Source organism: uncultured Alteromonas sp. (genome assembly GCF_963976965.1).
Lineage (GTDB): Bacteria > Pseudomonadota > Gammaproteobacteria > Enterobacterales > Alteromonadaceae > Alteromonas > Alteromonas naphthalenivorans.
In genome coordinates this window covers 17800-41707 of the sequence record NZ_CAXBMP010000028.1, presented here as the reverse complement: position 1 = coordinate 41707, position 23908 = coordinate 17800, and the positions used below count along the sequence as shown (strand labels likewise).

Below are 23908 nucleotides of genomic sequence, written 5' to 3'. Positions count from 1 at the left end.
ACAACTAACCAATAAAAGTACCCACTATCCAAATCAGATACTAATTTATAGTTATCAGATGGTTAGCTATAAATGATTGCAATTTGAGTTTATTTTTTAGGTAAAAAACGTGAGATAAATTAAATAATTATTCTTTAGTATTGATTCGTCAAATGAAGACCAATTCGAAAGCGGTAATACTAATTGCTTATATAAATATATTCGATGCGACTAGATTGGTAATGTAAAATGTTAATGGCTATTGTTGCCGTACGCTGGCGGGATAGATACTTTCATTTGTGGGCATTCATTACAGAAAAACTAGTTAGCGTTTCAAGGCTGTTAATTCAGTCACGCAGCCTATAATTCTCCTGCTGCCAAACTGTGACTTATATTTATTAGTTGGTAGCATTGGGTTTCTGGATACCCAGCCTAAATCCTGCTAACGTAGGTTTATTGCGTCTTTTTTATTGTCTTACCAGTATTATGGCATCCGACGGACATACGTCTTCCACACAATCAGGCTTTTTTAGCAATTCAGGCGAGTTAGGTGGTGCACAACCACAGTTCACTGAAATTTGTACTGCGTTATACGAAAGAGAGCTTTTGCTTATCGCGCATAAGGGCCCAGCCAATGTGTCGATACTGCGTCGCCGATTAGCCGGCCTGCCCCACCATATTCGAAGTGTGGCGCGATACCTCATTGACAATAACTCACCGCTAGACATCGATCCCCACAATGGAAGTTGGTTTATCAAGCAACCTGGAAAGTGCCCTGGGATCACCCAATCTATTGATAAAAAATATCAGTGGTATAGGCAATATGCAGATTACGGTTTGGTTGTACCGATATGCATCACTACGCTAGAAGGTATGCATATAGAGCTCGACTCAATAGATAGCGTGAACCGCACCACAAACACGCTTCATACTAATAAACACGGATGGTTTTCTCTTGACGGCGAGGTGGCGCATAGTGAGATTGAAACCAATCAGTACACCCCAGAAAAAGACACTCCCTGCTTCACCGACGCAAATGCGGTATTAAAACGGCAACTTCTAAAACCTACGACGGCAATTATGGCATCTGCGTGCAGCGGACATATGTGGCGACATAAATCGAAGGGAGCACCTCGAGCACTTTCATTGCGAGAAATGCGTCTGTCTACTCACATAAACTGGAAAAATTTCACCCTGAAAGGTTAAGCCGAGTTCTTATTTAAGGCACACCTATGGCAGGCTTTAACAACAACGCAATGATTACCTTGATACATACTTCCCTGCACAGTGTCGGTATTTAATCCAACGCTTCTTCGTAGCGCTTTATAAAGCGAGAAAAGGCTTCAACGTGTGGTAAGTGCCCCAAACCGTCAAGCTCTTTCACCGTTATGGCAGTGTTGCGGGCTTTAACTTCAGCGCCAAGTTTATCGTAACGACCTAACTCTCGCGTAACGCCCTCTTTTTTCCAACCTCGCCCAGGTCCGGTTCTATCCCGTGTACCTAAAATTAAGGTGACAGGTATTTGTAAATTATCGAATTCTTCGATAACCGGTTGAGTAAATATCATGTCGTAGGTTAACGCACTCACTTTGGCTAGCTGAGGCCAATCATCACCTTCAATCCACCCTGTTAGAAAACTAGCATGTTCCGCATAGGTACTATTCCAATCACCATCGTAATAGTTTTTCTTTTGATAATTAACGATATCTTCAGGCGTTTTTTTCAGTTCATTTTGATAGAAAAATTCCACATCTTTGTACTCAACATAATGCAGATAATTCTCTAACCCTATAGGGTTGATTAATATCAATTTGCTCGTCATTTCAGGGAAAAGCAGTGCAAATCGCGATGCCACCATGCCGCCCATTGAATGACCTGTCACAATCACATCGTCTAGATTCAAAGAGGTGAGCAAATCTTTGGTATTATTCGCTAATGCTGCAAAGCTGTATTGATAATTAACCGGCTTATCTGATTTGCCAAAGCCAATTTGGTCAGGAATAACCACCCCATATCCTTGATTGTGTAGCCAATTAGCTGTCGTTTCCCAATAACTACTGGCAAAGTTCTTACCATGCAACAACAGTACTGTTGGTTGCCCTTCTTCTGCCGGCAAATACATGTATGCCATGTTCAATCCCCGCCCTTGAGATTCAAATGTCAAAGTGTGAACATCAAAGGGATACTCGAAGTCGGTTAGATTTTTCGAAAAGGGTTTTGCAAAAACAATGGTTGAAAACGTGAAGATAAGAAACGAATAACCTAAAGAAAAAATAGCGCGCTTCATCATTTTGCTCTCAAGAAGATAGTAAGTGATTTACCCTATCAAAATCACTAAAACAATACGCCTTGATTAAGCAGCAAATTTCGCTGTTCCATCGCAATTTGGCTAATTGAATAGGCAATACCAGCGCTTCACCAATTTGATGAAATTAGTATATACATCCTAACGACCCGCTTTTTACCCACTGGATTCAAAGCAGGTGAAATGAAAGTGTTAAATTACAACAAAAAGTAGGATAAAAACCCTATTTTCAAAAAACCATTATTTATAACCAAAATTTATACGCATTATTAGAATCAAAGGTTGACCTTAAAGGCGTGGATCGGTACATTGTCGCTATCAACTGGTCGGCAAAGAAAATACGCAAATGATGCGCAATCGCTTTCTTCTAACTCTACTCCTTATGGCAGCAAGACTGCACGGGTAGATTGCGACCAGCGATTAATTACACAGAAACCCGTGCTTAGCACGGGTTTTTTTTTAACTTTTATAAACGAGAGAGCGTTATGACAAATCAAGTGAAAATCTTTGATACCACATTGCGAGACGGTGAGCAGGCCTTACCTGCAAGCTTAAGTGCCAAAGAAAAGCTGCAGATCGCTCTAGCACTCGAACGTTTAGGTGTTGATATCATTGAAGCAGGTTTTCCTGTTTCATCGCCTGGTGATTTCCGCTCGGTTCAAATGATCGCAAAAGAAGTTAAGAACTCTGTAGTTTGTGGTTTATCTCGTGCATTGGCAGGCGATATTGATGCCTGCGGACAGGCACTTAGTGTGGCTGAGCAATTTAGAATTCACACTTTCATTGCTACATCAGAAATTCACGTAGGCGCGAAATTACGTAAATCTCACGATGAAGTAGTAGATATGGCAGTTGCAGCAGTTAAACATGCTCGCAAATACACTGATGACGTTGAATTTTCATGTGAAGATGCTGGCCGTACTCACATAGACTATTTATGCCGTATGGTAGAAGCCGCCATCAATGCCGGCGCTACCACGGTGAATATTCCCGATACGGTAGGTTACACAACGCCAACAGAATTCGGCGGCATTATTCAGCAGTTGTTTAACCGCGTTCCAAATATCGATAAAGCCATTATCTCTGTGCATTGCCACAACGATTTGGGCTTAGCAGTAGCTAACTCGTTAGCCGCTGTAGAACAAGGTGCACGCCAAGTTGAATGTACTATTAACGGTATTGGTGAACGTGCGGGTAATGCGTCCCTTGAAGAAATTGCAATGATTTTGCAAACCCGTCAAGCCATGTTGGGTATTAACACCAACATCAATTCGCAAGAAATTTCGCGTACTTCTAAGTTGGTTAGCCAATTGTGTAACATGCCCGTTCAAGCGAATAAGGCCATTGTAGGTGCGAACGCATTTAGTCACTCATCGGGCATTCACCAAGACGGTGTATTAAAAGCGCAAAATACCTATGAGATCATGACACCGGAAAGTGTAGGTATTAATAAAAACAACCTAAACTTAACCTCTCGTTCAGGACGCCATGTGATTAAGCATCGCTTAACTGAATTGGGTTACAAGGTAGAAGATTACGACTTAGAAGCGGTTTACGACGCCTTCTTGAAGTTGGCTGATAAGAAAGGTCAAGTTTATGACTACGACTTAGAAGCTTTATTATTCTTCGATAAGCAAAAGCACGACCACGCTCACTATCAATTGATGAACCTTCAAGCAACGTCAGGAAGAGAAATCATTCCAAGCGCGACGGTTAAACTGAAGGTAGGTGAAGAAGAGATTATCCAATCTAGTATTGGTAACGGCCCTGTTGATGCAGCATACAATGCGATTAGAGCCATCTTGGGCCATGAAGATGTTGAAGTTGTAGACTTCAAATTAGATTCAAAAGGCGAAGGGGCCGATGCCCTAGCACAAGTAAGTGTAATCGCCACTTATAAAGGGCGTCGTTTCCACGGCATTGGTCTTGCCACCGATATTGTTGAAGCTGGTGTTAAAGCCCTTATTTTCGTACTAAACAACACTTATTTAGCTGATCAAATTGACCAGCAGAAAAATCAACAAGAACGCGTTGCAGGAGTTTAAATGAGCCAGTTCTCAATTGCCGTATTAGCCGGAGACGGTATAGGCCCAGAAGTAATGCAAGAGGCTAACAAGGTCTTAGATGCGGTAGAAAAGAAATTCAACGTAGCATTTAACCGCACAGCCTACCCTGTAGGTGGTTATGCTATCGATACTGAAGGTGAAGCCCTGCCCTCAAAAACCTTGTTAGGTTGTGAGCAAGCCGATGCCATTTTATTTGGTAGTATTGGCGGCCCTAAGTGGGACACCTTACCGTTAGAACAGCGCCCAGAGCGCGCTGCGTTACTAACACTGCGTAGTCATTTTGATTTATTCAGTAACTTACGCCCTGCCCGCATTTATCCTGGGTTAGAAGCCTTGTCTCCACTGCGTGAAGACATTGCTAAATCGGGTGTAGATGTGTTGGTGGTTCGTGAACTTACCAGCGGCATTTACTTTGGCCAGCCCAAGGGTCGCGAAGGTGAAGGCGAAGAAGAGTTTGCTTATGACACTATGCGTTACAGCAAACGCGAAATTCGCCGTATTGCAGTTGCCGCTTTTGAAGCTGCACAGAAACGTCGTGGTAAAGTAACTTCAGTCGATAAAGCCAATGTATTACTGACCAGCCGCTTATGGCGCGAAGTGACTGAAGAAGTGGCAAAAGACTACCCTGATGTAGAGCTTGACCACATCTACATTGATAACGCGACAATGCAAATCATGAAGAACCCAGCGCAGTTTGATGTAATGCTGTGTTCAAACTTATTCGGCGACATCGTTTCTGACGAATGTGCCATGATGACAGGCTCTATGGGCTTATTGGCTTCTGCTAGTATGAATGAAGATGGCTTTGGTTTATACGAGCCAGCGGGTGGTTCTGCACCTGACATAGCAGGTTTAGGTATTGCCAACCCAATTGCACAGGTGCTTTCTGCCGCCATGATGTTGCGTTTCAGTATGAACCTAACTGATGCTGCCGACGCTATCGAAAAAGCGGTTATTGCCACATTAGAAGCGGGGGTTCTTACAGGCGAACTCCTTCCTGATGATAAGCGAGAGAACGCATCTACCACCTCACAAGTAGGTGATGAAATAGTAAAACAATTAATGGCGCAGGAGTAATTAACACCATGGCCAAGACCTTATACGACAAAGTGTGGCAAGCACATATTATCGATCAATTGGGCGAAGACAGCTTAATTTATATCGATCGCCACCTTATACACGAAGTAACTTCGCCTCAGGCTTTTGCTGGCTTAAATGAAAAAGGCCGTAAAGTACGTTGCCCTGAGCGCACTGTTGGTACCATGGATCACAGTATTTCTACTCGCTCGTTGGCGATAGATGCATGCGGCCCGCAAAATGCGCTTCAACTTCACACCCTTGCGAATAACTGTGAACAACACGGTATTCAGCTGTACCCTGTTGGCCATCAAAAGCAGGGTATTGTGCATGTTATGGGCCCTGAACTAGGCCTGATTCAACCGGGCATGACAGTAGTATGTGGCGATTCACACACTGCCACCCATGGCGCATTCGGTGCCCTAGCATTTGGTATTGGTACGTCTCAAGTTGAGCACGTATTAGCAACTCAAACCCTTAAGCAAAGCCGTGCGAAAAGCATGCTTATTAAGGTAAATGGTACGCTTCCTGTTGGTATTACTGCGAAAGACATTATTCTTGCCATCATTGGTAGAATTGGTCACGCAGGCGCAACGGGGCACGTTATTGAATACGCGGGTGAAGCTATTTCCGGTTTAACCATGGAAGAGCGCATGACCGTGTGTAACATGAGTATCGAAGCCGGTGCTAAAGCAGGCTTAATTGCACCAGATGACACTACTTTTGAATACCTTAAAGGCCGTGAATATGCGCCGAAGGGCCAAGACTGGGAAGACGCAGTAGCCTATTGGAAAACCCTTTACACTGAAGAAGGCGCAAGCTTTGACACAGTAGTAGAACTTGAAGCGGCTGACATTGCACCTCAGGTTACTTGGGGCACAAACCCAGGCCAAGTTATTGGTGTTGATGCACCCGTGCCGGGCCCAGATGATTTCTCTGATCCTATCGAAAAAGAAAGTGCCAAAAAAGCCTTGGGCTATATGGGATTATCAGCAGGCGATAAACTTGCCGATGTTGCCGTAAACCATGTGTTTATCGGTTCTTGTACTAATGGTCGGATTGAAGATTTACGTGCAGCTGCCCATATTGCTAAAAACGGCAAAGTGGTCGATTCGGTTACCGCCATTGTGGTTCCGGGTTCAGGTCATGTGAAAAAACAAGCGGAAGCTGAAGGGTTAGATAAAATTTTTACCGATGCTGGCTTTGAGTGGCGCTTGCCGGGCTGCTCTATGTGCTTGGGTATGAACGACGATAAACTGGTGGCTGGCGATCGCTGCGCATCAACCAGTAATCGAAACTTTGAAGGCCGCCAAGGCCGTGGTGCACGCACCCACTTGGTTAGCCCAGCGATGGCAGCTGCCGCCGCTATTACGGGCCGTTTCGCCGACGTTAGAGATTTTCAGGAGTAAATAATGTCTGATACAACACAAGGTTTTACCGCGCATACAGGTACAGCGGTACCGCTAGACCAAGCTAACGTAGATACCGACCAAATTATTCCTAAGCAGTTTCTAACTGGTGTAACCCGTGCGGGCTATGGAAAGCACTTGTTCCACGATTGGCGTTATTTGGATTTAGAAGAAAAAGTACCTAACCCTGAGTTCTCATTGAACAAACCTGAGTTTGCCGGTGCAAGTATTCTACTTACCAGAGAAAACTTCGGTTGTGGTTCTAGCCGTGAACATGCGCCATGGTCGCTGAACGATTTTGGTTTTAAAACCATTATTGCCACCAGCTATGCTGATATATTTTACGGCAACTGCATTAACAACCAATTGTTGCCAGTTGCGCTTGCCAGCAGTGAAATGGACGCGCTATTTGCAGCAGTAGAAGCCAATCCAGCGCTAGAAATTACGGTTAACTTACCAGAGCAAACTGTAACTTTTGGTGAGAATAGCTTTAGCTTCGACATTGCGGATCACCATAAAACTAACTTGCTAAAAGGGTTAGATGCAATTGGCCAAACGCTTGAGCTTACCGACAAAATCTCGGCTTACGAAGCTAAGCAACCTGCTTGGATTTAAATACTGGCTGTAAAATACTCACTCTTAAACGTAAAGTTTAAACTTTAGTATCGTTCAGTGGAATTTTGCGCCGTAGTGATGGCGAAGTACTCGTACTTCGCCTAACTTTAGTAAGTAATTAACATCGCTCAAAAAATTGAATGGAGTCTTTATGCTGAAAGCAGTACCTATTGATGATCTCAAACCAGGGATGTACATCAACCAAGTACTTAAACAAACTGGCAGCTTACGGATGCGTTCAAAGGGCCTTATAAAACATCAAACGGTCATCAACACCTTAAAATCTCGCGGGATACAGATTGTTCAAGTAGACTTCGAGAAGTCTGTTATTCACGAACCAGCAACCGACTCAGCTCCCCTTCCCACTTCAGAAACAATCGTTCAAGCGTCTACTAACGTAAAAGAAGAGCAGTCGCCAGCCCCAAATAGCCTTACAAGAAACGCAATGAAAGAAGCTAATGGGCTTTACTTTGATGCGATAAATATACAAAACGGTTTTTTATCTGCACTTAATCGTGGTGCGGTAAACGACTTAAAATTAGTGAAAGAACTAGCTCAGAGCCTTATCGATAGTATATTTGATAACAAGGACGCCCTGTCCTGCTTAACCCTGATAAAAAACAATAACGCTTACCTGCTAGAACACTCTATCAACTGTAGTATTTTAATGGGCATGTTTACCCAGTTTCTTGGCTATGACAGAGGAACCATAGACCAAGCGAGTCTAGGGGCATTGTTAATGGACGTTGGCATGTCGTCGTTACCTATGGATGTTCACAACAGTGTTCAAGACTTGTCAGCGGCAGATTGGGAAGTGATGAAAACCCATGTTGATATTGGTGTTGAGCTTGTGGAGCAGTGCGGTGATATTTCGGATTTAGTGTTATCGATTATTGCGCAACATCACGAACGCATAGACGGCAGTGGCTACCCTAAAGCACTCAAAGACATGGAAATTTCAGAATTTGCGCGCATTGCAGGTATTATTGATACCTACGATGCTATGGTGTCCAATCGTCCCCACAAAGAAAGTATTAGCCCCACCCAGGCCCTCAAACGATTAACGGAAGATAAGAGCCTCGATCAAGCCTTGGTTAGCCAATTTGTCACATGCATGGGAGTGCACCCTGTAGGCTCAATTGTTAGGCTAAAAAGTGGGAAACTTGCCATTGTCAGCCAACAAAACCCACTTAGTACAATGAGTCCCATTGTAATGACATTTTATAGCGTTCCATCCCAGCAATATGATGATATTACTCGGTTAGATTTAAGTGATAATGACGATGAAATTGTTTCGGGCGTGCGGCCCGATGATTTCAACGTGAACTTGTCGAATTTCTTTCAAGACGTATTGGTAAATCAAGCGCCAGACTAATGAGCACCCTGACTATAAGCCAAGGGTATTAACATTCACTTCAATACCCATTACCTAGCGCCTTTACTACCAGTCAGTAAGCGCCGCCATGGTGAAGAGTTCTTCTTCAAAACCTAGCACCACTTGCTGCGCTTCAATATTGACAATTTGCACTTTATCGTCAATCCAATCACCCTCACTCATTTGTATGCCATTCACTCGCACCCAACGATCGTCTGGTCGTGAAGCGTACATATGCGCACTGAAATTCATAGAGGGCAACCGCGTTAATAGCCGTACAGGCAACTGATCAACACGCTGAATATTATCTCGTACCGTCACTTTCGTTTCCGGCTCAAAATCATTGTTCTCAGCTTGAGTATCAAGCGCTGCCACCGCTTGATTAAAACGCGCTAACAGTTCTGGCGATACTTCAATCTTGTTGTCATCTTGGTTACCTTGAGAATTAAGCACCCGCCCTTCTTCCTCAGCCGCGGCTAAGTCGAGGGTATCATCAGCGTCATTTTGATTTCCCGACCGCGTCTGATTTTCCGTCCGTGATGGGTTTTCCGTCCGTGCTTGGCTTGGCACTGACTGCGAATTTGGGTTGGTATTAGCGGCTTGCGCTATGCGATCTGAACCATCTTCTTGCGAAGCGATATTTTCAGAAGGTGAATTATCGCTAGTCGTTGATACTTGTTCAGATGCATTGGGCACCATTAGTGGCGTAGTTTCAGGCGCTGTAGTTTGTTCAGCCCCTTGTTCGCTGCCTTGAGAGTTCACTTGCGCAGGTAACTGTGAAGGGGCTTGTGCAAGCGCTTGGGAGCCTTGCTCCGAGATGCCAATGGTGTTTGGAGCTTCAGGTCGAATAGATTCCACAACCGACGCAGTAACGGTAGGCCACCACTCCCCTCGCGTGGCAATCAGAAACCCTAAGCATAAACCACCTGCAACAATCGCTGAGTAAGTCGCCAGCTCTTTACCATATACCTTCCACATGGAAGGCAGCCCTTGCACGGTAGGCAAAAACAAACTGCGATTAAATTGGTCAGATAGCGTTTTGTCGAACTTTGCGCTGGTATCGTGCTGGCCACGTAATAGCGCTTGGGTTTGCGTTCGATGTCCGACGCCAGCTGTCGCTGCAGGCGCAATCTCTACGGTTTGATCGGGATCTATTTCTATTTCCTGAACCCCCATTTCTGCTAAGCCTTCCACCATAGCATCACTGGAGACCAGGCCGGATTTTCGAATTTTAACCGGGCCATTCTGTTGCGTAATTCTAACAATCACCATGCCGGGCTTTAGGTCACTAATACTAAGAATGTTAGACATATAAACTCCCTAGGCCATAGCCACAAAACACAGCCACTACAAATGCGCTAGCAAGCCACCATTTACGGTTACCCTGTATACGCTGGCTGACCACATCTTCACCAAGAATTTGCTGTGCCGCAGCAAGGAAAATAGGCTTTTGCACTACGGCATGTTGTTTGGTGAAAGAAAGCGTTAATGCCCTATCGCAAAGCAAGTTTATAACTCTTGGAATACCACCGGTTATTTGATGCACTGCCCGCAAAGTAGATTTGCTAAAAATACTCACATCACCGTGTGCCACACTAAGCCTATGCGCTATGTAAGCACTAACTTCTGGGGCGGTAAGGGGCAGTAAATGATAGCGCGCAGTAATACGCTGAGCGAGCTGTCTTAGCTCGTTACGCTTCAATAGTTGCTGTAATTCAGGCTGACCAATTAATACCACTTTTAGTAATTTTTCGCGGTTGGTTTCTAGATTCGTGAGTAACCGCAACTGCTCCAACACTTCAGGCAATAAATGTTGCGCTTCATCAACCATCAACACCGTATTCATGCCCTGTTGGTGATTTTCTGCCAATTTAGATAAAATCAAATCGGTGAAGTATTTTAAGCTGGCTTTCTCTTCTTGGTACGGTAAACCAAGTTCATCGCATACCGTGGCGAGCAACTCCAGCGCAGAAAGCGTTGGGTTTAGTATCATTGCTACTTGGGTGTTATCCGGCAATTGTTGCAATAACTTACGAGAAACCGTGGTTTTCCCTGTACCTACCTCGCCGGTAAGCATAACAAAACCGCCACTTTCACTTAGCCCAAAAGTAAGGTGAGCTAACGCCTCTTTGTGCCGCGGGCTCATATAGAGGTAATCGGGGTTTGGTGCGATTGAAAACGGATTATCGCTTAACCCAAAGTAATTCAAATACATGGTATTCGCTGTTGAAGTTGAAAACGCGATTTAAACTACCAGAGCGTGAACAGAAGTCAAAGTGTGCTTATACAATCTGCTTCTGTAATAATAACTATTGGCTGAGTTAAATTTTAAAATAGAGGTTACATGCAGGTTTATTTAGTTGGCGGCGCGGTACGCGACACCCTTTTGGGAAGAACCGTTACCGAACGAGATTATGTTGTGGTAGGAGCAACACCAGCGCAAATGCTAGCTAAAGGCTTCACTCAAGTCGGTAAAGACTTTCCTGTATTTTTACACCCCAAAACCTCAGAAGAATACGCACTTGCCCGTACCGAACGTAAAATGGGAAGCGGTTATACAGGCTTTGAGTGCGACGCTTCTACCTCGGTTACGTTGGAAGAGGATTTAAAACGCCGGGACTTAACGGTAAATGCCATTGCCCGAGATCAAGACGGCGAACTTATCGATCCTTATCATGGCCAACAAGATTTACAAAATAAAGTACTTCGTCATGTTTCTGAAGCGTTCAGTGAAGACCCTCTGCGGGTATTTCGCGTTGCCCGTTTCGCCACCCGCTATGCCTACTTAGGATTCACCATTGCTGAAGAAACCCTAAGCCTGATGACCGACATGGCCAAGTCTGGTGAATTAACTAGCCTAAGTGCAGAAAGAGTATGGCAAGAAACCAAGCGAAGTTTACTTGAAGCCACGCCCGAGGTATTTTTCAAAACTTTAAAAGCGTGCAACGGCTTAGACGACTGGTTTGCAGAACTTAGTCAGTCTGAAAGCGCTTTTAACACTGCCATTCAAACGCTCAAACAAATTCAAAGGCAAACGCACTCTCAACCACAAGAACAAGACGCCAGTCCGTCTGCGCCAATAGAAGTTCGTTTTGCAGCGCTTTGTTCAGGCTTATCACTCAATGACGTTCAGCAGATGTGTAAACGATTAAAAGTGCAAAATACGGTAAGCGACATTGCTGAAATGGTAAGCGCGCATAAAACATCACTTCTTAATTGCGACAAACTAGACGCCGACACGCTGTTAACAGTGTTTAATAAAACCGATGCATGGCGACGACCTGAGCGCTTTAGGCTTTTCCTTAATGCCCTGCAACCAATTGCAATGCAACCCTCTGATTTAGCGCAGGCCGGCGCTATGAGTTCATTACATTGGCCAGAGCGCGAAGCGTTGATAACTCAAGCCTTAGTGGCAGCCAATGCCGTGGATGTTCAGCACATTATTGCTCAAGGATTTAAAGGCCCAGAAATTCGTGAAGCCCTGAACAACGCTAAATTGGAAAAAATAAGCGCACTACTTTGATAAGGCGCACTGGCAAGTGCGTTTTAAAAATGAGCTTTTATAAAGAGCTCACACAAAACACGTCGGTAAATTACCTATTACGTGTTTTTTTTCTACGTTTTGTACCATAAATGCTACAATACGCCCCATTCAATATGAGCGTTTTATACTATGACTTTCGAAGATCTCGAATTAGACGAAGAACTCTGCCACGCGGTGGCGGATATGGGCTACGAGAGCCCCACCAGCGTACAATCTTTGGTTATCCCTCATGCAATGGACGGGCGCGACATTTTAGCGTCTGCGCCTACTGGCACGGGTAAAACCGCTGCGTTCTTGTTACCGGTTTGTCAGTTTTTACTCGACTACCCGCGTAAACAACCCGGTTCAACCCGTATTCTTATTCTTACCCCTACCCGCGAACTCGCGCTGCAGGTGTATGAACAAGCCGTAGAGTTAACCAAGCACACTGACATTGTTAGCGGTGTGATCACCGGTGGCATTAACTACGGTACCGACAGAGAAACCCTTAGCCAAAGCATCGATATTTTGGTGGCGACTCCAGGGCGTCTATTCGAGCATATTCAAAATGAAATGGCCGATTGTCGAGACATCGAGTGCCTTATTCTTGATGAAGCCGATCGCATGCTAGACATGGGTTTCCGCACTATTGTGAACCAGATTGCGAGTGAAGCACGCTGGCGCAAACAGAACATGCTATTTTCTGCCACATTGGAAGGCGGCGGTGTAAGTCAGTTTGCCAAAGACATTCTACAAAATCCTGAAGTGATTGAAGCCTTTCCATCACGCAAAGAAAAGAACAAAATTCACCAGTGGTATCACTTAGCTGATGACTTAAACCATAAAAAGGCATTGCTCGTTCATATATTAAAAGAACAAGCGACTACCACGGTTGTATTCGTTAAAACCCGCGAACGCCTGCAAATGCTTAAAGACTATTTAGCATCGCAAGATATTATGGTGTGCTGGTTACAAGGCGAAATGCCACAAGATAAACGTATGGCTGCCTTAACGCGCTTTAAAAGTGGCGAAGTGCCGGTGCTCTTAGCTACCGACGTAGCCGCGCGAGGCATTGATGTACCTGAAGTTAGCCATGTTATTAACTTCGATATGCCACGTAAAGCCGACGTTTATGTTCACCGAATTGGACGTACCGGCCGTGCTGGCGCCAAAGGCACTGCGATATCTTTGATAGAAGCCCACGACTTTGAATTTATCACCAAAGCAGCGCGCTACACCGAAGAACCAATCAAAGCCCGGGTTATTTCAGAACTTCGTCCGCAAAATAAAGCCCCCAAAATTGGCCCAAGAAAGAAAAAGCTAACGGCGAAAGACAAAGCAAAAGCCAAGTCTAAAGCGAAGCCAAAAATTAAGAATCGCACGAAGAAGCGCTAACGCGATAACCTGACACGGGGATAAGTGATGCGGCCATTTGCCTGCTAGTTGATGACGAGGTTGGTGATGGCACGGTTAGCGATGGCACGGTTAGCGCGGCCAATCAGGTGTATTGGCTGCGCAAGCTTTCTCCCAATTCAGGGCAATCTGCGAAACCGGCAGGTATAAACCACCTTTAGCCATTCAAAGTTTTTTAAAAACGGTGTCTTATTAAGTTGCTCTTAATCTGCTACACAAGCTATTAAATAAATCGCGATTAAAACTGCAATATTAGCGACACAGGCTAGCAAGTAGGAGAACTAACTGCACAGTAACCCCTCTGCCGCATGGATGCGGCCTACATGCAAAAGAAGGGCGTACAGGGATGTATTCACCGCGTGGTTACGGGGTAGTTAGGTCTCCTGCTTAGCTTAGCCAGCGCCAGCTAAAACTGAATTAAATTTGTTAAGGTATTTTTATGACTTTTCCTCAAAAGATAGTGCTCGCGTCTGGTAATCAGGGCAAGGTGCGTGAATTCACCAGCTTGTTTGCTGAGTACGGTGTAGATGTTATTGCGCAAAAAGAATTGGGCGTGGAAGACGTGCCTGAAACGGGCACTACCTTTGTTGAGAACGCCATTATTAAAGCGCGACATGCTGCCAAGGTTACAGGTTTACCCGCTATTGCTGACGATTCGGGCTTAGTGGTCGACGCCCTGGGTGGCGCGCCAGGTATTTATTCAGCCCGTTTTGCTGGAGTTAATGCTACCGACAGCGACAATATCGACAAGCTTTTAAGTGAGTTAGCAGGTTCTGATAACCGCAAAGCCCACTTCTTTTGCACACTGGTATTCATGCGTCACGCAGGTGACCCTGTCCCACTCGTTAGCCAAGGTAAGTGGGAAGGTGAAATTCTTAAATCTCGTGAAGGCGATGGCGGCTTTGGTTACGATCCTGTTTTCAATGTGCCATCTCACAACTGCACAGCCGCACAGTTAGATAAAGCTGAAAAGAACCGTATTAGTCACCGCGGAAACGCACTGGCTATATTATTAGCATCAATGAGAAACACCTTTGCGTAATCCTCCACTAAGTTTGTATGTGCATATTCCTTGGTGCGTACAAAAATGCCCATATTGCGATTTTAATTCACACGGCTTAAAGTCGGCATTGCCCGAAAAAGAGTATGTCGCTCATCTGCTTGATGACTTAGCCATAGATGCTAAGCGCATAGGCGATAGGACCGTTGAAACTATTTTCATAGGCGGTGGCACACCTAGCTTATTTTCAGCCGAGGCGATTAGCGACCTAGTTAAAGGCATTCGCGAGCGCGTGAACTTGGCAGATAATGCCGAAATCACTATGGAAGCCAACCCTGGCACGGTGGAAAGTGGCCGTTTCGCTGGCTTCTATCAAGCGGGTATCAACCGCATTTCAGTAGGTATACAAAGCTTTCAGCCAGCCCACTTAAAGGTACTTGGCCGCATTCATGACGATACCCAAGCCATAGAAGCGATTAATCAGGCACACAGCGCTGGGCTACCTACATTTAACCTTGATTTAATGCACGGCTTGCCTGAGCAAAGTGTTGAAAATGCCATGTCTGATGTAGACAAAGCACTGGCGTTGTCACCCTATCATTTGTCGTGGTATCAGCTAACGATTGAACCCAATACACCTTTTTATTCACGTCCCCCTGAGTTACCCGATGATGATATTTTATGGGACATTCAAGAACAGGGGCATGCCCGTTTAAAAGCTGCTGGGTACGAGCAATATGAGATTTCTGCTTACGCAAAAGCGGGGCATCAGTGCCAGCATAACCTTAACTACTGGCGCTTTGGGGATTACTTAGGAATAGGCTGCGGTGCACACGGAAAAATTACAGATATCGCCACGGGCACGATTACGCGCACGGTTAAAATTAAGCACCCTCGTGGCTATATGGAAATAAGCCGTCCTTATTTAGATACTGAAACTCAAGTACCTGCTGAAGACTTACCTTTTGAATTCTTCATGAACCGCTTTAGATTGGTAGAGCCCTGCCCTATTGAGGATTACCCTGCATTAACCGGTGTTGAATTAACGAAAGAATATCAAGATGCATTGGATGATGCACAGGCACAAGGGCTGCTGGATATCACCGATACCCATTGGCAGGTCACCGCCAAAGGCAGACGTTACCTGAACACTTTACTGTCTTGTTTTGTATAGGTGGTATTGAGATTGGTTGGCTTGAATTATCAGAGATTAGTGCGAGGCTATCCGCTATTCCGTTTCCTCTGGGGAGTGGGAAATAATGAGATTATACGGTTGCAGTGCGGGTATTGAAGCGCGAAGCTTTTCTTCTGCAACATCTAAGCGTTTTAGCTTGTTACAAATCCACTCTGCTTTATTCCGCAGGCTGGTCGCTTTACTGTTCATATCTCTCTCAAGCTGTTCGCCTACCGTGCCTAACTGACGGGTAATTTCAGCCACTTTCTCGCTGTTCACTTCATCACTATTGGTATTGATCCCGCTAATCGCCGACAAGATGCCACCTACAGAGGTGGAAATAGCCTCTTCCAATTGGGCTTCAATTTCACTATCAACAAAATCATCCACACTTTCTAACGATCCTGGGCCAATGAAGTAGTGATTACTGGCGTGCCTAAACTTATCTTTAACTCTTACCTTCACTCGCTTCATGGCGCTATTTAAGCGCTCGTAGCTATCGTGGTCGCTTCCTACTAAACCTAAGTAAACACTTTCAATAGTATCTACTGCCAGGTCGACACCCTCGGTAGCCAAAACTATCATTTTAGGCACCACATAATGGAGGCCATGCGCATACTCTCCTAACCACTCGCTTTGCTCAGCGGTAAGGGTTTGCCAACGACCATCGATAAAAAGTTGAGTTTGATCGTTAATTTGCACCCGCGTGCGAGACTTTTCCATAACGCGAAGTTGAGTGTCGTTAACCGCTAAGCCATACGCAAAATCAATGTTGCACGAGATTTCTGCCGAGGCTGGTTTAATCCATCCAGCAAATAGCACTGTGCTTACAATACCTAGTAAAAGGCGTTCAAAATATTTCATGGGAGTATTGTGGCTAGCTTACACGCAAATAGGAAGGCGACATGAGTCTAAACTGCGAAAAATCAGGGTGAAGTATCAAGGTCAACATGGATGCCTGCTAGCAATAAGAAAAGCGCGCATTATAAGTGCGCGCTTTCATATTTCCTACCATACAACCTTAGCATTAGCCTAAAGTATAAATTGAAGATTGGTGCATATTCGCTAATCGTTTGTGTACGTTCGCACCAATCTTACGTAAATAAAGCGATCTTTCTCTTTAATTGAATGGCTCGCATTGAAGAAAGCCACTACCCACGCCCTATCGGGGTCATCAACCGAAGGGGTAGATGTCCAAAAGTCATCTGGCGGCGTTTCTGGGAACATGGTGCTATTTACAGCGGGGCGTACACAGTCACGCTCAACAATGGTGGCAAGTTCCTTAACATTAGGAAGTCGCCAACCTAATAAGTCTTCATCACTGGCCGCTTGCGCTAACTTCAATGCTTGCTGCCATGTGTACTTCACGGCTTCGCCGTCACACGTACTTCCATCCCATGTTTGCCCTTCTGCACACCGCTCCCACACCAAGTCGGTAGGCTCATGCAATACCGTACTACTGGTGATAGTGGTAAAGTCTTCATCAGGTGTGGTTTCAAGCCCATCGGACAAACAGGTTTGTGCCGAAAGTGTCGTAGAAATTAACATCAACGATGCTGCTATCGGTGCTAATAAAGGTGCAAATGTTTTCATGATTATCTCCCCGCTCTTACTAAGCGTACTTTTGCCGCCGAGGATTTATTTAAAAAGTTATCTACCCCAGAATCGAAATCCAGCGCCCATGCATTTTGCGCATCGTCGCTGTTTACACCGTCGGCGCTTGGTACAGAAGTCCAGTACCACACTGGGTTTGCCGAAAGTACGCCAGTATACGGAAAGTAGTCTTCATCAATGGTCATACTATCAGAGATACCTAAATGCATGAGCGAGAAAAGCTCTTGATGGGTGGGCATACGCCAATCGTAAAAACCGCATAATCCTTGAGCGTTTAGCGCTGTCACATAAGCTTGTGTGTTGCAGTTGGTCAGTGAACAAACCGTATCGCTGCCGCTTAAATCACCTTCATAGCCGCCATTAACATCGTCGCTATACCATGAATAAGTGTAGTCTTTATCTTGCAGTGTACCGTCGTCGGTTTTAACTTCCCACACTAAGCCCGTTACGTTGTCGCGTACGCATGACCACGTATCTGCACTGGCATCCTGTTCATCACCATTGGCATTTAAGCGGGTATAATCGAAGCCCGCTTTACCTCGTCCGGCTTTCTCAATTAATCCATTTTGTTCAACAATATCAGCGCCTCGTTGACCATCTTGACCTGGCCACTCGTTTTGTTGCGCTTCAGTAAGCGCATTATCAGTTGCTTGCTGCAACACGCCAGTATCATTCATTAAAGGAGTCGGCATGGGGCGTACACCCACATTAATTGTATCTTCTACTTGATTACCGTTGGCATCGGTCACGGTTAATGTGTAAGCCACTACAGTATATTCCGTTACCGCAGGTGCGATAGCAAACGTCGATAAGTCATCTTCATCGTCAATTGCTTGTATGTCTACGTTTTGGCTTAAGGTAGCTGCATCTGCCGCATTAGCAGGTAAGGTTATTGAAGAGACGTTATTGCTGCGCTCCCAATCGTAGGTCAGGGGTAATGAGCTTGGAATACTGGTGCTGGCATCGCCATCTAGTACGATAGTTTCACCGCTGAATACGCCTTGTGAGGAACCTGCGTCAACGACGGGAAGTGTATCTGACTCCGACTGAACAAAAATAGTCACAGATTCCGTGTCGGTGGTGCCTTCACTGTCGGTTACTGTTAGTTCGAAACTCAAGGTCTGCGCATCATTTGCAATAGGCGTCACTATGGTAAGAGTAGATAAATTGGTTTCTTCCCCCGTAATAACGTTAGTACCATCGGTTTGCGTCCAGCTGTAATCAGAGATGGACGCGCTCTCGTCTGTAACGTCGTCATCGGTACTGCTACTGCCATCAAAAATAACTTCTACGCCGCCAGGGAAATTATTTGCGTCTAAACCATCCCACTCGGGCACATCAATAATTGCTTCTGGTGCAATATTAATCGGCACCACGGTTATAATGGTCAAGTCACTGGCTTCGTTGCCCCCCGTGTCGTTAACCGTTACGGTAATAGTATATTCAGTGGCACTTGATACGCTTGGTGCTTCAAAGCTAGCAGCAGAATCGCTAGTGTCTTCGTGGGTGATAGTCAGTGAAGGCGATGCCGACCAGCGATAAGTATATTCTTCATTCCCACCACTCACTACCGCACTCAAGGAATAACTTGCGCCCTCGGTAACCGTTGCATCGTCACCGGCGTTAATCACTAAGTCACTGTTACTAGAGCCACTACCGCCATCTGAATCACCGCCTCCGCCGCCACACGCAGCTAACGCGAACACCGTAGCGATTAAAATGAAATGCTTTGTCGCTGAGACAGCGTTTGCTTTCGCCTCTAATGGCAATAGTTGGGGTGAGAATAGAAACTGGAAAAACGTTCGCATAGTGACTCCGGCAACACGTGCAACTGTGGCCACGTGTTGATTAGCTCGAATAAAAAATGGGGGTGGTTCGCAAGTACTTGTGGCGATAAAAGTGGATATTAGCGGGCGAGCTGGTTGCGCTCTTGTGCTTCCGTCATATGCACTTGTATGGCTTCAAGTTGCTTTTTACCCACCGCAACATCTGTCATGTCGTAAATCATCATACTGATGTATTCAACGTTTCCTGTAGCCGATATTAATGGCGACAGTGTGATGTTTTGATACATAAATGACTCACTACCTGTAATCGGCCGGTAGTTAGGAAACTTAAATAAATAAGGGCGCTGTTCCCAAGTCATAAAGGCTCTGGTTTTTAGATCAAATACCGGTTTAGACTTTTGCGTAAACCAGTCTTCTTTAATGGTAGGGAATAAGTCAAAAAGCGATTTATCACGAACGTCACTAGGCAGCATGCCACTATGACTTTCCATGAAGCCGTTCCAGACTTGAATTTTAAACTGTCGATTTAGCACAACAATGCCTACATCAACCGTTTGAAGCATGTCCATCATCCAATGGAATTCGAGTATATCATCCAATTGTTGGCTCATTAGAAGTCCTCCAACAGGTGGGCAAGTTTCGAATTCATCATTTTCATCGACTCTTCGGTAAACAACAAAATCAAATCACATTGAACATTGTAACCTTCTAAGCCATAGCTTAGCTCGATGGCGAGGGTTCGTTTCCATCTAATCTGATTCATACTGATAATTTCAGTAATAGCTCGGTGCTGCCCTAAAACAATGGGATGACCTTGGCTGAAGTTAACATCCATTTGCACTGCTAGGCCAGTAAGGCAAGTACCGATAAGAATACTGGCCGCATCCATTAATAGTTCTAGCTGTAGCTGATCATCCACTTCGCCCTCAACGTTGAGAATTTTTGCCACATCTTCAAAGCTCGAGTCACTTAAAATACAAATGGCCTCACCACTGATGCCCGGCCCTAGAAAGCCCTGACACACAGCAGTAACTTGCTCATGACTTTCAATATCTGAAAGCATCATATGTAATTCAGAGACTTCAATAAGGTTTACATTAGGAATAGGAAGTCGAACGAAGACGTTCATAATACGGGCTAAGTGATCACCGGCTTGCCCCATGGCGATATTCGTTATTTCTTGGTAACAGTCACGAATATCAGGATCTAACGGCGCAGCCTCAACAACGGGCTCTGGCTCGCTGTGCAATATGTCAAATTTATCGAGCACTTCAGCAAGGGTTTGAGGTGAGACCGGCTTACGAATAAAATCCAATGCCCCCAAGGCCGTTACTCTATCGTAAGCTTCAGGTTGAATATCACCTGAAATGACAATGACCTTAGTCGACAAGCCTTCCGCTTTAATTGCCTCTAACGTGCCATAACCATCGAGTATGGGCATGTTCAAATCAAGTAGCAGTAAGTCGCCTTTCCCTTCTTTGAGTGCAACGAGTGCTTCCTGCCCATTCTTTGCAAAATGCACGGCAATTTCCCAGTCCTGAGGCAAACATTTGGCAACTTGTTTTCGAGCGACTAACGAGTCGTCACAGACGAGTACAGAAAACATTGAATAATCTTACCACCTAGCTTTTTGATAATAGTGAAAATTACAATGCGTTGTAATCAACACTGTATCGGCGTTAATACTTCGAACTGAAGCGATAAATTTTGACGGTTCATATATTGACGTGACACGTCGAAACTAACAATAGCACTTTCGAATGAAATGCTTTTTATCCATTGTAGTCAAAATTAAAGAGATGGTGAGAGAAAACTAAATATTAATGGCAAAATAATAGCGGTAAATATGCCATTTACGCACAAACCTAGTGTTGCCATGGCTGCCACTTCATCGCCCATGTGGAGCGATTTTGCGGTTCCTACTGCATGGGCAACCGTGCCTAGCGCAACGCCTTGAGATTGCGTATCGGTTACCTTAAAAATACGAAAAACACTCGTAGCGGCAATGGCGCCTACTACACCGGTTGTAATGACAAACACAGCGGCAAGAGCAGGAATTCCACCTATTTGAGCCGATGCTTCCATGGCGAGGGGCGTGGTAATAGATTTGGCTAACATAGTGAGTTGAAGACTAACTGGCGAGTTAAACGCCCACAGTGCAGCCCAAGCTAAAATAGGCGCTACAATACCGCCAGCCACTATACTTAACAGCAAGGGTAAACCATAGTGACGCAAGCGTTGCCATTGTCGATAAATAGGCAGTGCCAACGCAACGGTGACAGGGCCTAACAACCAATGCAACAAACCAGCAGATTGCTGATAATGGGTCATAGCAGTATTGGACAAATACACGAGCACTCCCACACTTAGCGCCGTAAAAATAAGTGGGTGAGAAATCGGGTAACGGTAATATTTTCGGTTTATGGTTAACCCAATCCAATAAAATAGTAGCGTAATTGCAAGCCACGCCACACCGGAAAGCGTAGCGGCATGTCTAATAGCTTCAATCATTGTCACTTCCCTTTCTCACCATTTTTTTCACTACCTTTTGCTCAGTGACTTGTTCGGCTGTATCTCTTTTAGCGGGTACTTGCGAAAGGTGTGTATGGCGTGAGGACAGTAGTTTTTCTGCTATTTTAGCGCTAATACCTAAACTTATGCAGGTAGTGATGATTATCGCGATACCTATGGCCCACCCATTTTCTGCTATTTCCTTCCAATATGCGCTAACGCCAAGAACAGCAGGTACAAACAATACCGACATGTGACTGAGTAAAGGAGAGGCGGCACGTGCCACAAGAGGTTCGGCCTTAGGAGCGATAAAAAGCACCGCTAAAAGAATGAGCAAGCCAGTAAGCGCACCAGGCAGGGGTAAACCTGTTGAAGAAGACAGCCACGTACCAAGGTAATAACATCCAAGTACTAATATCGCGCCGGTTATCCATTGTCGTAGTTCAACCATTACACTTCTTGTTCTCCTGAAAACCCAGTAAGTGAGTAGACAAAGCACTTACTTCTTAGCGAAAACAGTCTATCAGCTGAACGAATATGACGCTAGTAAGACATTGGTCTTTTTCGACGTTTTTCTTTCCAAGCCTTATGGAGAAGGAAATAGAGAGAAGGAAATAGAATATAGGCAGATTATGTGCAAAGGGCTCAAGCTTAGAAGGCTGGTACTTAAAAGGCTGGTACTTAAAAGTTTAGAGCGTAAAGGAATTACGCATGAACTTGATAGTTTGCTCTCTTTTTTAAATAAAAAAGAGCTACTGAAAATCAGTAGCTCCAAATCCAGGGATTTAAAATTCAATCATAAAGTCTGATTTAGTTGCCGTTAACGTTTCGCCGTTAAGACTGATTTATCAGCTTTTACTTTGCGAGCAAGATAGTCGCCTGTTGACGTCGCGTTGTGTGACTGAGCGAAAGACAGCATATCTTCGCCGTTACACACTAATCCTCTGTGCAAATTTTTATAACTGATACGACTGCGTTTTACTGCTTTATGCAATGCTAAGCGATTATCTTCTTTTATCGCTTCGCAAACTGCTACAAGGTCTTGTTCAGTGCTTTCAGGATACCCATTTGCATTGGCTAGACTTGCAGACAACGCAAGAGTGATTCCAAAACCAAACAAAGCGGGTAATCTAACGTGGCGTGACATATCCATATCAAGTTCCTCAAATGAGAGTAGTTAAATGATGCGTCGACAACTACTTTTGTCTTCGCGTGCATAAACTAGTGAAAAAATATGACATTCGCGCTATAAAAAGGTTAAAACTCTGTTACGTGAGACCAAGCGATAAACGGCCGATAGAAGCCGATAATTAACCATACTAAAACGCTTACTGGTCGCAGGTTACACACACTTTGATACAAATCACTCAGTCATTAGACAAGGAGGTAATCATGTTAGAACAGCAAAAATACCATCATATTAGAGAACAAATGCGTCCAGGCGATATTATCGCTTTTGGCGGAAACAGCCTTTTCTCTCGATGGACAAAATTAACCACCCGCTCAGCCGTAACTCACATTGCTATTGTTATGCAAACCAAAATGCGTGACGAAGCGTCGGGTCGGTACTTTAATCAAGTTATGGAAGCCACCGTTTATGACGGTAAAAAAGGCGTGATGACTAACCGCTTAAGTGAACGGGTGCATACCTACGACGGCGACATGTGGTGGCTACCATTAGGTGAATCTGCTCGCGATATGTTCGAGCAAAACAAACATGAATTTTTTAATTTCATGTTTGACCAGGAAGGCAAGGCCTATGACGTACTACAACTTTTTGGTTCCGCTGTAGACGCGTTAGATAGCCACCCTATTTTAGGAAGCATTAGCTACAACCAAGAAGACTTCAGTAGTTGGTTTTGTTCCGAGTTAATTGCCGAAGGGCTGGAAACTGCAGGTATCATAAATAGTGTTAACGCATCAGAAGTTACGCCAGTAGATATTTGTCGATTCTCAATATTTGAACAGCGCTATGTGCAACTTAAAGGAGAAGCACGGCCAATAGCAGGGTTTAATACGCAGCTAGCAGATAACTGGGGACAGGTTTGCTGACCCCACAT

Annotated in this window: 22 protein-coding genes; 11 read left to right on the top strand and 11 right to left on the bottom strand. The window is 44.8% G+C overall.

The window, feature by feature from the left end:
- Positions 1-390: 390 nt before the first annotated feature.
- Positions 391-1185, top strand: coding sequence for a hypothetical protein (locus AAC006_RS17285; protein ID WP_232363144.1), 795 nt, complete (start codon positions 391-393; stop codon positions 1183-1185).
- A 91-nt stretch (positions 1186-1276) separates the two neighbouring features.
- On the opposite strand, the gene AAC006_RS17280 is transcribed toward AAC006_RS17285, so the two are convergent.
- A complete protein-coding gene (locus tag AAC006_RS17280) occupies positions 1277-2266 on the bottom strand; it encodes an alpha/beta hydrolase (protein ID WP_126872086.1) in 990 nt (329 codons plus the stop codon).
- 503 nt (positions 2267-2769) lie between these two features.
- On the opposite strand from AAC006_RS17280, the gene leuA reads away from it, so the two are divergent.
- From leuA to AAC006_RS17255, 5 genes are all read left to right on the top strand, one after another.
- Positions 2770-4329, top strand: coding sequence for a 2-isopropylmalate synthase (leuA, locus tag AAC006_RS17275; RefSeq protein ID WP_013785248.1), 1560 nt, complete (start codon positions 2770-2772; stop codon positions 4327-4329).
- On the top strand, positions 4330-5427 hold the full coding sequence (gene leuB / locus AAC006_RS17270) for a 3-isopropylmalate dehydrogenase (RefSeq protein WP_013785249.1): 1098 nt from the start codon (positions 4330-4332) through the stop codon (positions 5425-5427).
- Between the two features lie 8 nt (positions 5428-5435).
- Positions 5436-6836: a 3-isopropylmalate dehydratase large subunit gene (leuC, locus tag AAC006_RS17265; RefSeq protein ID WP_013785250.1), complete on the top strand. Its 1401-nt coding sequence runs from the start codon at positions 5436-5438 to the stop codon at positions 6834-6836.
- A 3-nt stretch (positions 6837-6839) separates the two neighbouring features.
- Complete coding sequence (gene leuD, locus AAC006_RS17260; RefSeq protein WP_013785251.1) at positions 6840-7451, top strand: 3-isopropylmalate dehydratase small subunit; 612 nt, start codon at positions 6840-6842, stop codon at positions 7449-7451.
- Between the two features lie 151 nt (positions 7452-7602).
- Positions 7603-8826 carry an HD-GYP domain-containing protein gene (locus tag AAC006_RS17255; protein WP_126872053.1) on the top strand — a complete coding sequence of 408 codons (1224 nt, stop codon included), beginning with the start codon at positions 7603-7605 and terminating at the stop codon, positions 8824-8826.
- A 66-nt stretch (positions 8827-8892) separates the two neighbouring features.
- Here AAC006_RS17255 and AAC006_RS17250 read toward each other — a convergent pair whose 3' ends face one another.
- Together AAC006_RS17250 and AAC006_RS17245 are read right to left on the bottom strand one after the other, a co-directional pair.
- A complete protein-coding gene (locus AAC006_RS17250) occupies positions 8893-10137 on the bottom strand; it encodes a general secretion pathway protein GspB (RefSeq protein ID WP_126872054.1) in 1245 nt (414 codons plus the stop codon).
- Complete coding sequence (locus tag AAC006_RS17245; RefSeq protein ID WP_013785254.1) at positions 10130-11041, bottom strand: AAA family ATPase; 912 nt, start codon at positions 11039-11041, stop codon at positions 10130-10132. The genes AAC006_RS17250 and AAC006_RS17245 overlap by 8 nt, the downstream gene beginning before the upstream one ends.
- A gap of 129 nt (positions 11042-11170) precedes the next feature.
- Here AAC006_RS17245 and AAC006_RS17240 point away from each other — a divergent pair, with 129 nt between their 5' ends.
- The 4 genes from AAC006_RS17240 (at position 11171) to hemW (ending at position 15936) form a co-directional block, all read left to right on the top strand.
- Complete coding sequence (locus tag AAC006_RS17240) at positions 11171-12349, top strand: multifunctional CCA addition/repair protein (protein ID WP_339892015.1); 1179 nt, start codon at positions 11171-11173, stop codon at positions 12347-12349.
- A 150-nt stretch (positions 12350-12499) separates the two neighbouring features.
- Entirely contained in the window at positions 12500-13744 is a 1245-nt protein-coding gene (gene srmB / locus AAC006_RS17235) for an ATP-dependent RNA helicase SrmB (RefSeq protein WP_013785256.1), read from the top strand.
- 457 nt (positions 13745-14201) lie between these two features.
- Positions 14202-14804 (top strand): XTP/dITP diphosphatase, encoded by a 603-nt coding sequence (locus AAC006_RS17230; protein ID WP_339892014.1) that lies wholly within the window; start codon positions 14202-14204, stop codon positions 14802-14804.
- A complete protein-coding gene (gene hemW / locus AAC006_RS17225; RefSeq protein WP_339892013.1) occupies positions 14797-15936 on the top strand; it encodes a radical SAM family heme chaperone HemW in 1140 nt (379 codons plus the stop codon). The genes AAC006_RS17230 and hemW overlap by 8 nt, the downstream gene beginning before the upstream one ends.
- 54 nt (positions 15937-15990) lie before the next feature.
- Here hemW and AAC006_RS17220 read toward each other — a convergent pair whose 3' ends face one another.
- From AAC006_RS17220 to AAC006_RS17185, 8 genes are all read right to left on the bottom strand, one after another.
- Positions 15991-16800, bottom strand: coding sequence for a YggN family protein (locus AAC006_RS17220; protein ID WP_288388335.1), 810 nt, complete (start codon positions 16798-16800; stop codon positions 15991-15993).
- A gap of 201 nt (positions 16801-17001) precedes the next feature.
- Positions 17002-17529: a DUF1566 domain-containing protein gene (locus AAC006_RS17215; protein WP_013785260.1), complete on the bottom strand. Its 528-nt coding sequence runs from the start codon at positions 17527-17529 to the stop codon at positions 17002-17004.
- 2 nt (positions 17530-17531) lie between these two features.
- Positions 17532-19358, bottom strand: a complete 1827-nt coding sequence (locus AAC006_RS17210) for a DUF1566 domain-containing protein (RefSeq protein ID WP_339892010.1) — start codon at positions 19356-19358, stop codon at positions 17532-17534.
- Between the two features lie 98 nt (positions 19359-19456).
- Positions 19457-19948: a PAS domain-containing protein gene (locus AAC006_RS17205; protein WP_013785262.1), complete on the bottom strand. Its 492-nt coding sequence runs from the start codon at positions 19946-19948 to the stop codon at positions 19457-19459.
- Positions 19948-20943: a response regulator gene (locus AAC006_RS17200; RefSeq protein WP_013785263.1), complete on the bottom strand. Its 996-nt coding sequence runs from the start codon at positions 20941-20943 to the stop codon at positions 19948-19950. The genes AAC006_RS17205 and AAC006_RS17200 overlap by 1 nt, the downstream gene beginning before the upstream one ends.
- Positions 20944-21128: 185 nt before the next feature.
- Positions 21129-21848, bottom strand: a complete 720-nt coding sequence (locus tag AAC006_RS17195; RefSeq protein WP_013785264.1) for an LrgB family protein — start codon at positions 21846-21848, stop codon at positions 21129-21131.
- Entirely contained in the window at positions 21841-22299 is a 459-nt protein-coding gene (locus AAC006_RS17190; protein WP_288388337.1) for a CidA/LrgA family protein, read from the bottom strand. Before AAC006_RS17190 ends, AAC006_RS17195 begins: the two co-directional genes overlap by 8 nt.
- Before the next feature lie 369 nt (positions 22300-22668).
- The gene (locus AAC006_RS17185; protein WP_013785267.1) at positions 22669-23001 is read right to left on the bottom strand and encodes a DUF3718 domain-containing protein; all 333 of its coding nucleotides are present in this window, start codon (positions 22999-23001) and stop codon (positions 22669-22671) included.
- Positions 23002-23240: 239 nt separating this feature from the next.
- On the opposite strand from AAC006_RS17185, the gene AAC006_RS17180 reads away from it, so the two are divergent.
- Positions 23241-23900: a hypothetical protein gene (locus tag AAC006_RS17180; protein ID WP_013785268.1), complete on the top strand. Its 660-nt coding sequence runs from the start codon at positions 23241-23243 to the stop codon at positions 23898-23900.
- The last annotated feature ends 8 nt before the right edge of the window (positions 23901-23908 follow it).

Excerpts from the sequence above, each read along its gene's own strand:
- AAC006_RS17200 (WP_013785263.1), bottom strand. The coding sequence starts at position 20,943 with ATGTTTTCTGTACTCGTCTGTGACGACTCGTTAGTCGCTCGAAAACAA.
- AAC006_RS17245 (WP_013785254.1), bottom strand. The coding sequence starts at position 11,041 with ATGTATTTGAATTACTTTGGGTTAAGCGATAATCCGTTTTCAATCGCA.
- leuB (WP_013785249.1), top strand. The coding sequence starts at position 4,330 with ATGAGCCAGTTCTCAATTGCCGTATTAGCCGGAGACGGTATAGGCCCA.
- AAC006_RS17190 (WP_288388337.1), bottom strand. The coding sequence starts at position 22,299 with ATGGTTGAACTACGACAATGGATAACCGGCGCGATATTAGTACTTGGA.
- AAC006_RS17185 (WP_013785267.1), bottom strand. The coding sequence starts at position 23,001 with ATGGATATGTCACGCCACGTTAGATTACCCGCTTTGTTTGGTTTTGGA.
- AAC006_RS17255 (WP_126872053.1), top strand. The coding sequence starts at position 7,603 with ATGCTGAAAGCAGTACCTATTGATGATCTCAAACCAGGGATGTACATC.
- leuC (WP_013785250.1), top strand. The coding sequence starts at position 5,436 with ATGGCCAAGACCTTATACGACAAAGTGTGGCAAGCACATATTATCGAT.
- leuD (WP_013785251.1), top strand. The coding sequence starts at position 6,840 with ATGTCTGATACAACACAAGGTTTTACCGCGCATACAGGTACAGCGGTA.
- AAC006_RS17210 (WP_339892010.1), bottom strand. The coding sequence starts at position 19,358 with ATGCGAACGTTTTTCCAGTTTCTATTCTCACCCCAACTATTGCCATTA.
- AAC006_RS17280 (WP_126872086.1), bottom strand. The coding sequence starts at position 2,266 with ATGAAGCGCGCTATTTTTTCTTTAGGTTATTCGTTTCTTATCTTCACG.
- AAC006_RS17205 (WP_013785262.1), bottom strand. The coding sequence starts at position 19,948 with ATGAGCCAACAATTGGATGATATACTCGAATTCCATTGGATGATGGAC.
- srmB (WP_013785256.1), top strand. The coding sequence starts at position 12,500 with ATGACTTTCGAAGATCTCGAATTAGACGAAGAACTCTGCCACGCGGTG.
- leuA (WP_013785248.1), top strand. The coding sequence starts at position 2,770 with ATGACAAATCAAGTGAAAATCTTTGATACCACATTGCGAGACGGTGAG.
- AAC006_RS17215 (WP_013785260.1), bottom strand. The coding sequence starts at position 17,529 with ATGAAAACATTTGCACCTTTATTAGCACCGATAGCAGCATCGTTGATG.
- AAC006_RS17230 (WP_339892014.1), top strand. The coding sequence starts at position 14,202 with ATGACTTTTCCTCAAAAGATAGTGCTCGCGTCTGGTAATCAGGGCAAG.
- AAC006_RS17250 (WP_126872054.1), bottom strand. The coding sequence starts at position 10,137 with ATGTCTAACATTCTTAGTATTAGTGACCTAAAGCCCGGCATGGTGATT.
- AAC006_RS17195 (WP_013785264.1), bottom strand. The coding sequence starts at position 21,848 with ATGATTGAAGCTATTAGACATGCCGCTACGCTTTCCGGTGTGGCGTGG.
- AAC006_RS17240 (WP_339892015.1), top strand. The coding sequence starts at position 11,171 with ATGCAGGTTTATTTAGTTGGCGGCGCGGTACGCGACACCCTTTTGGGA.
- AAC006_RS17180 (WP_013785268.1), top strand. The coding sequence starts at position 23,241 with ATGTTAGAACAGCAAAAATACCATCATATTAGAGAACAAATGCGTCCA.
- AAC006_RS17220 (WP_288388335.1), bottom strand. The coding sequence starts at position 16,800 with ATGAAATATTTTGAACGCCTTTTACTAGGTATTGTAAGCACAGTGCTA.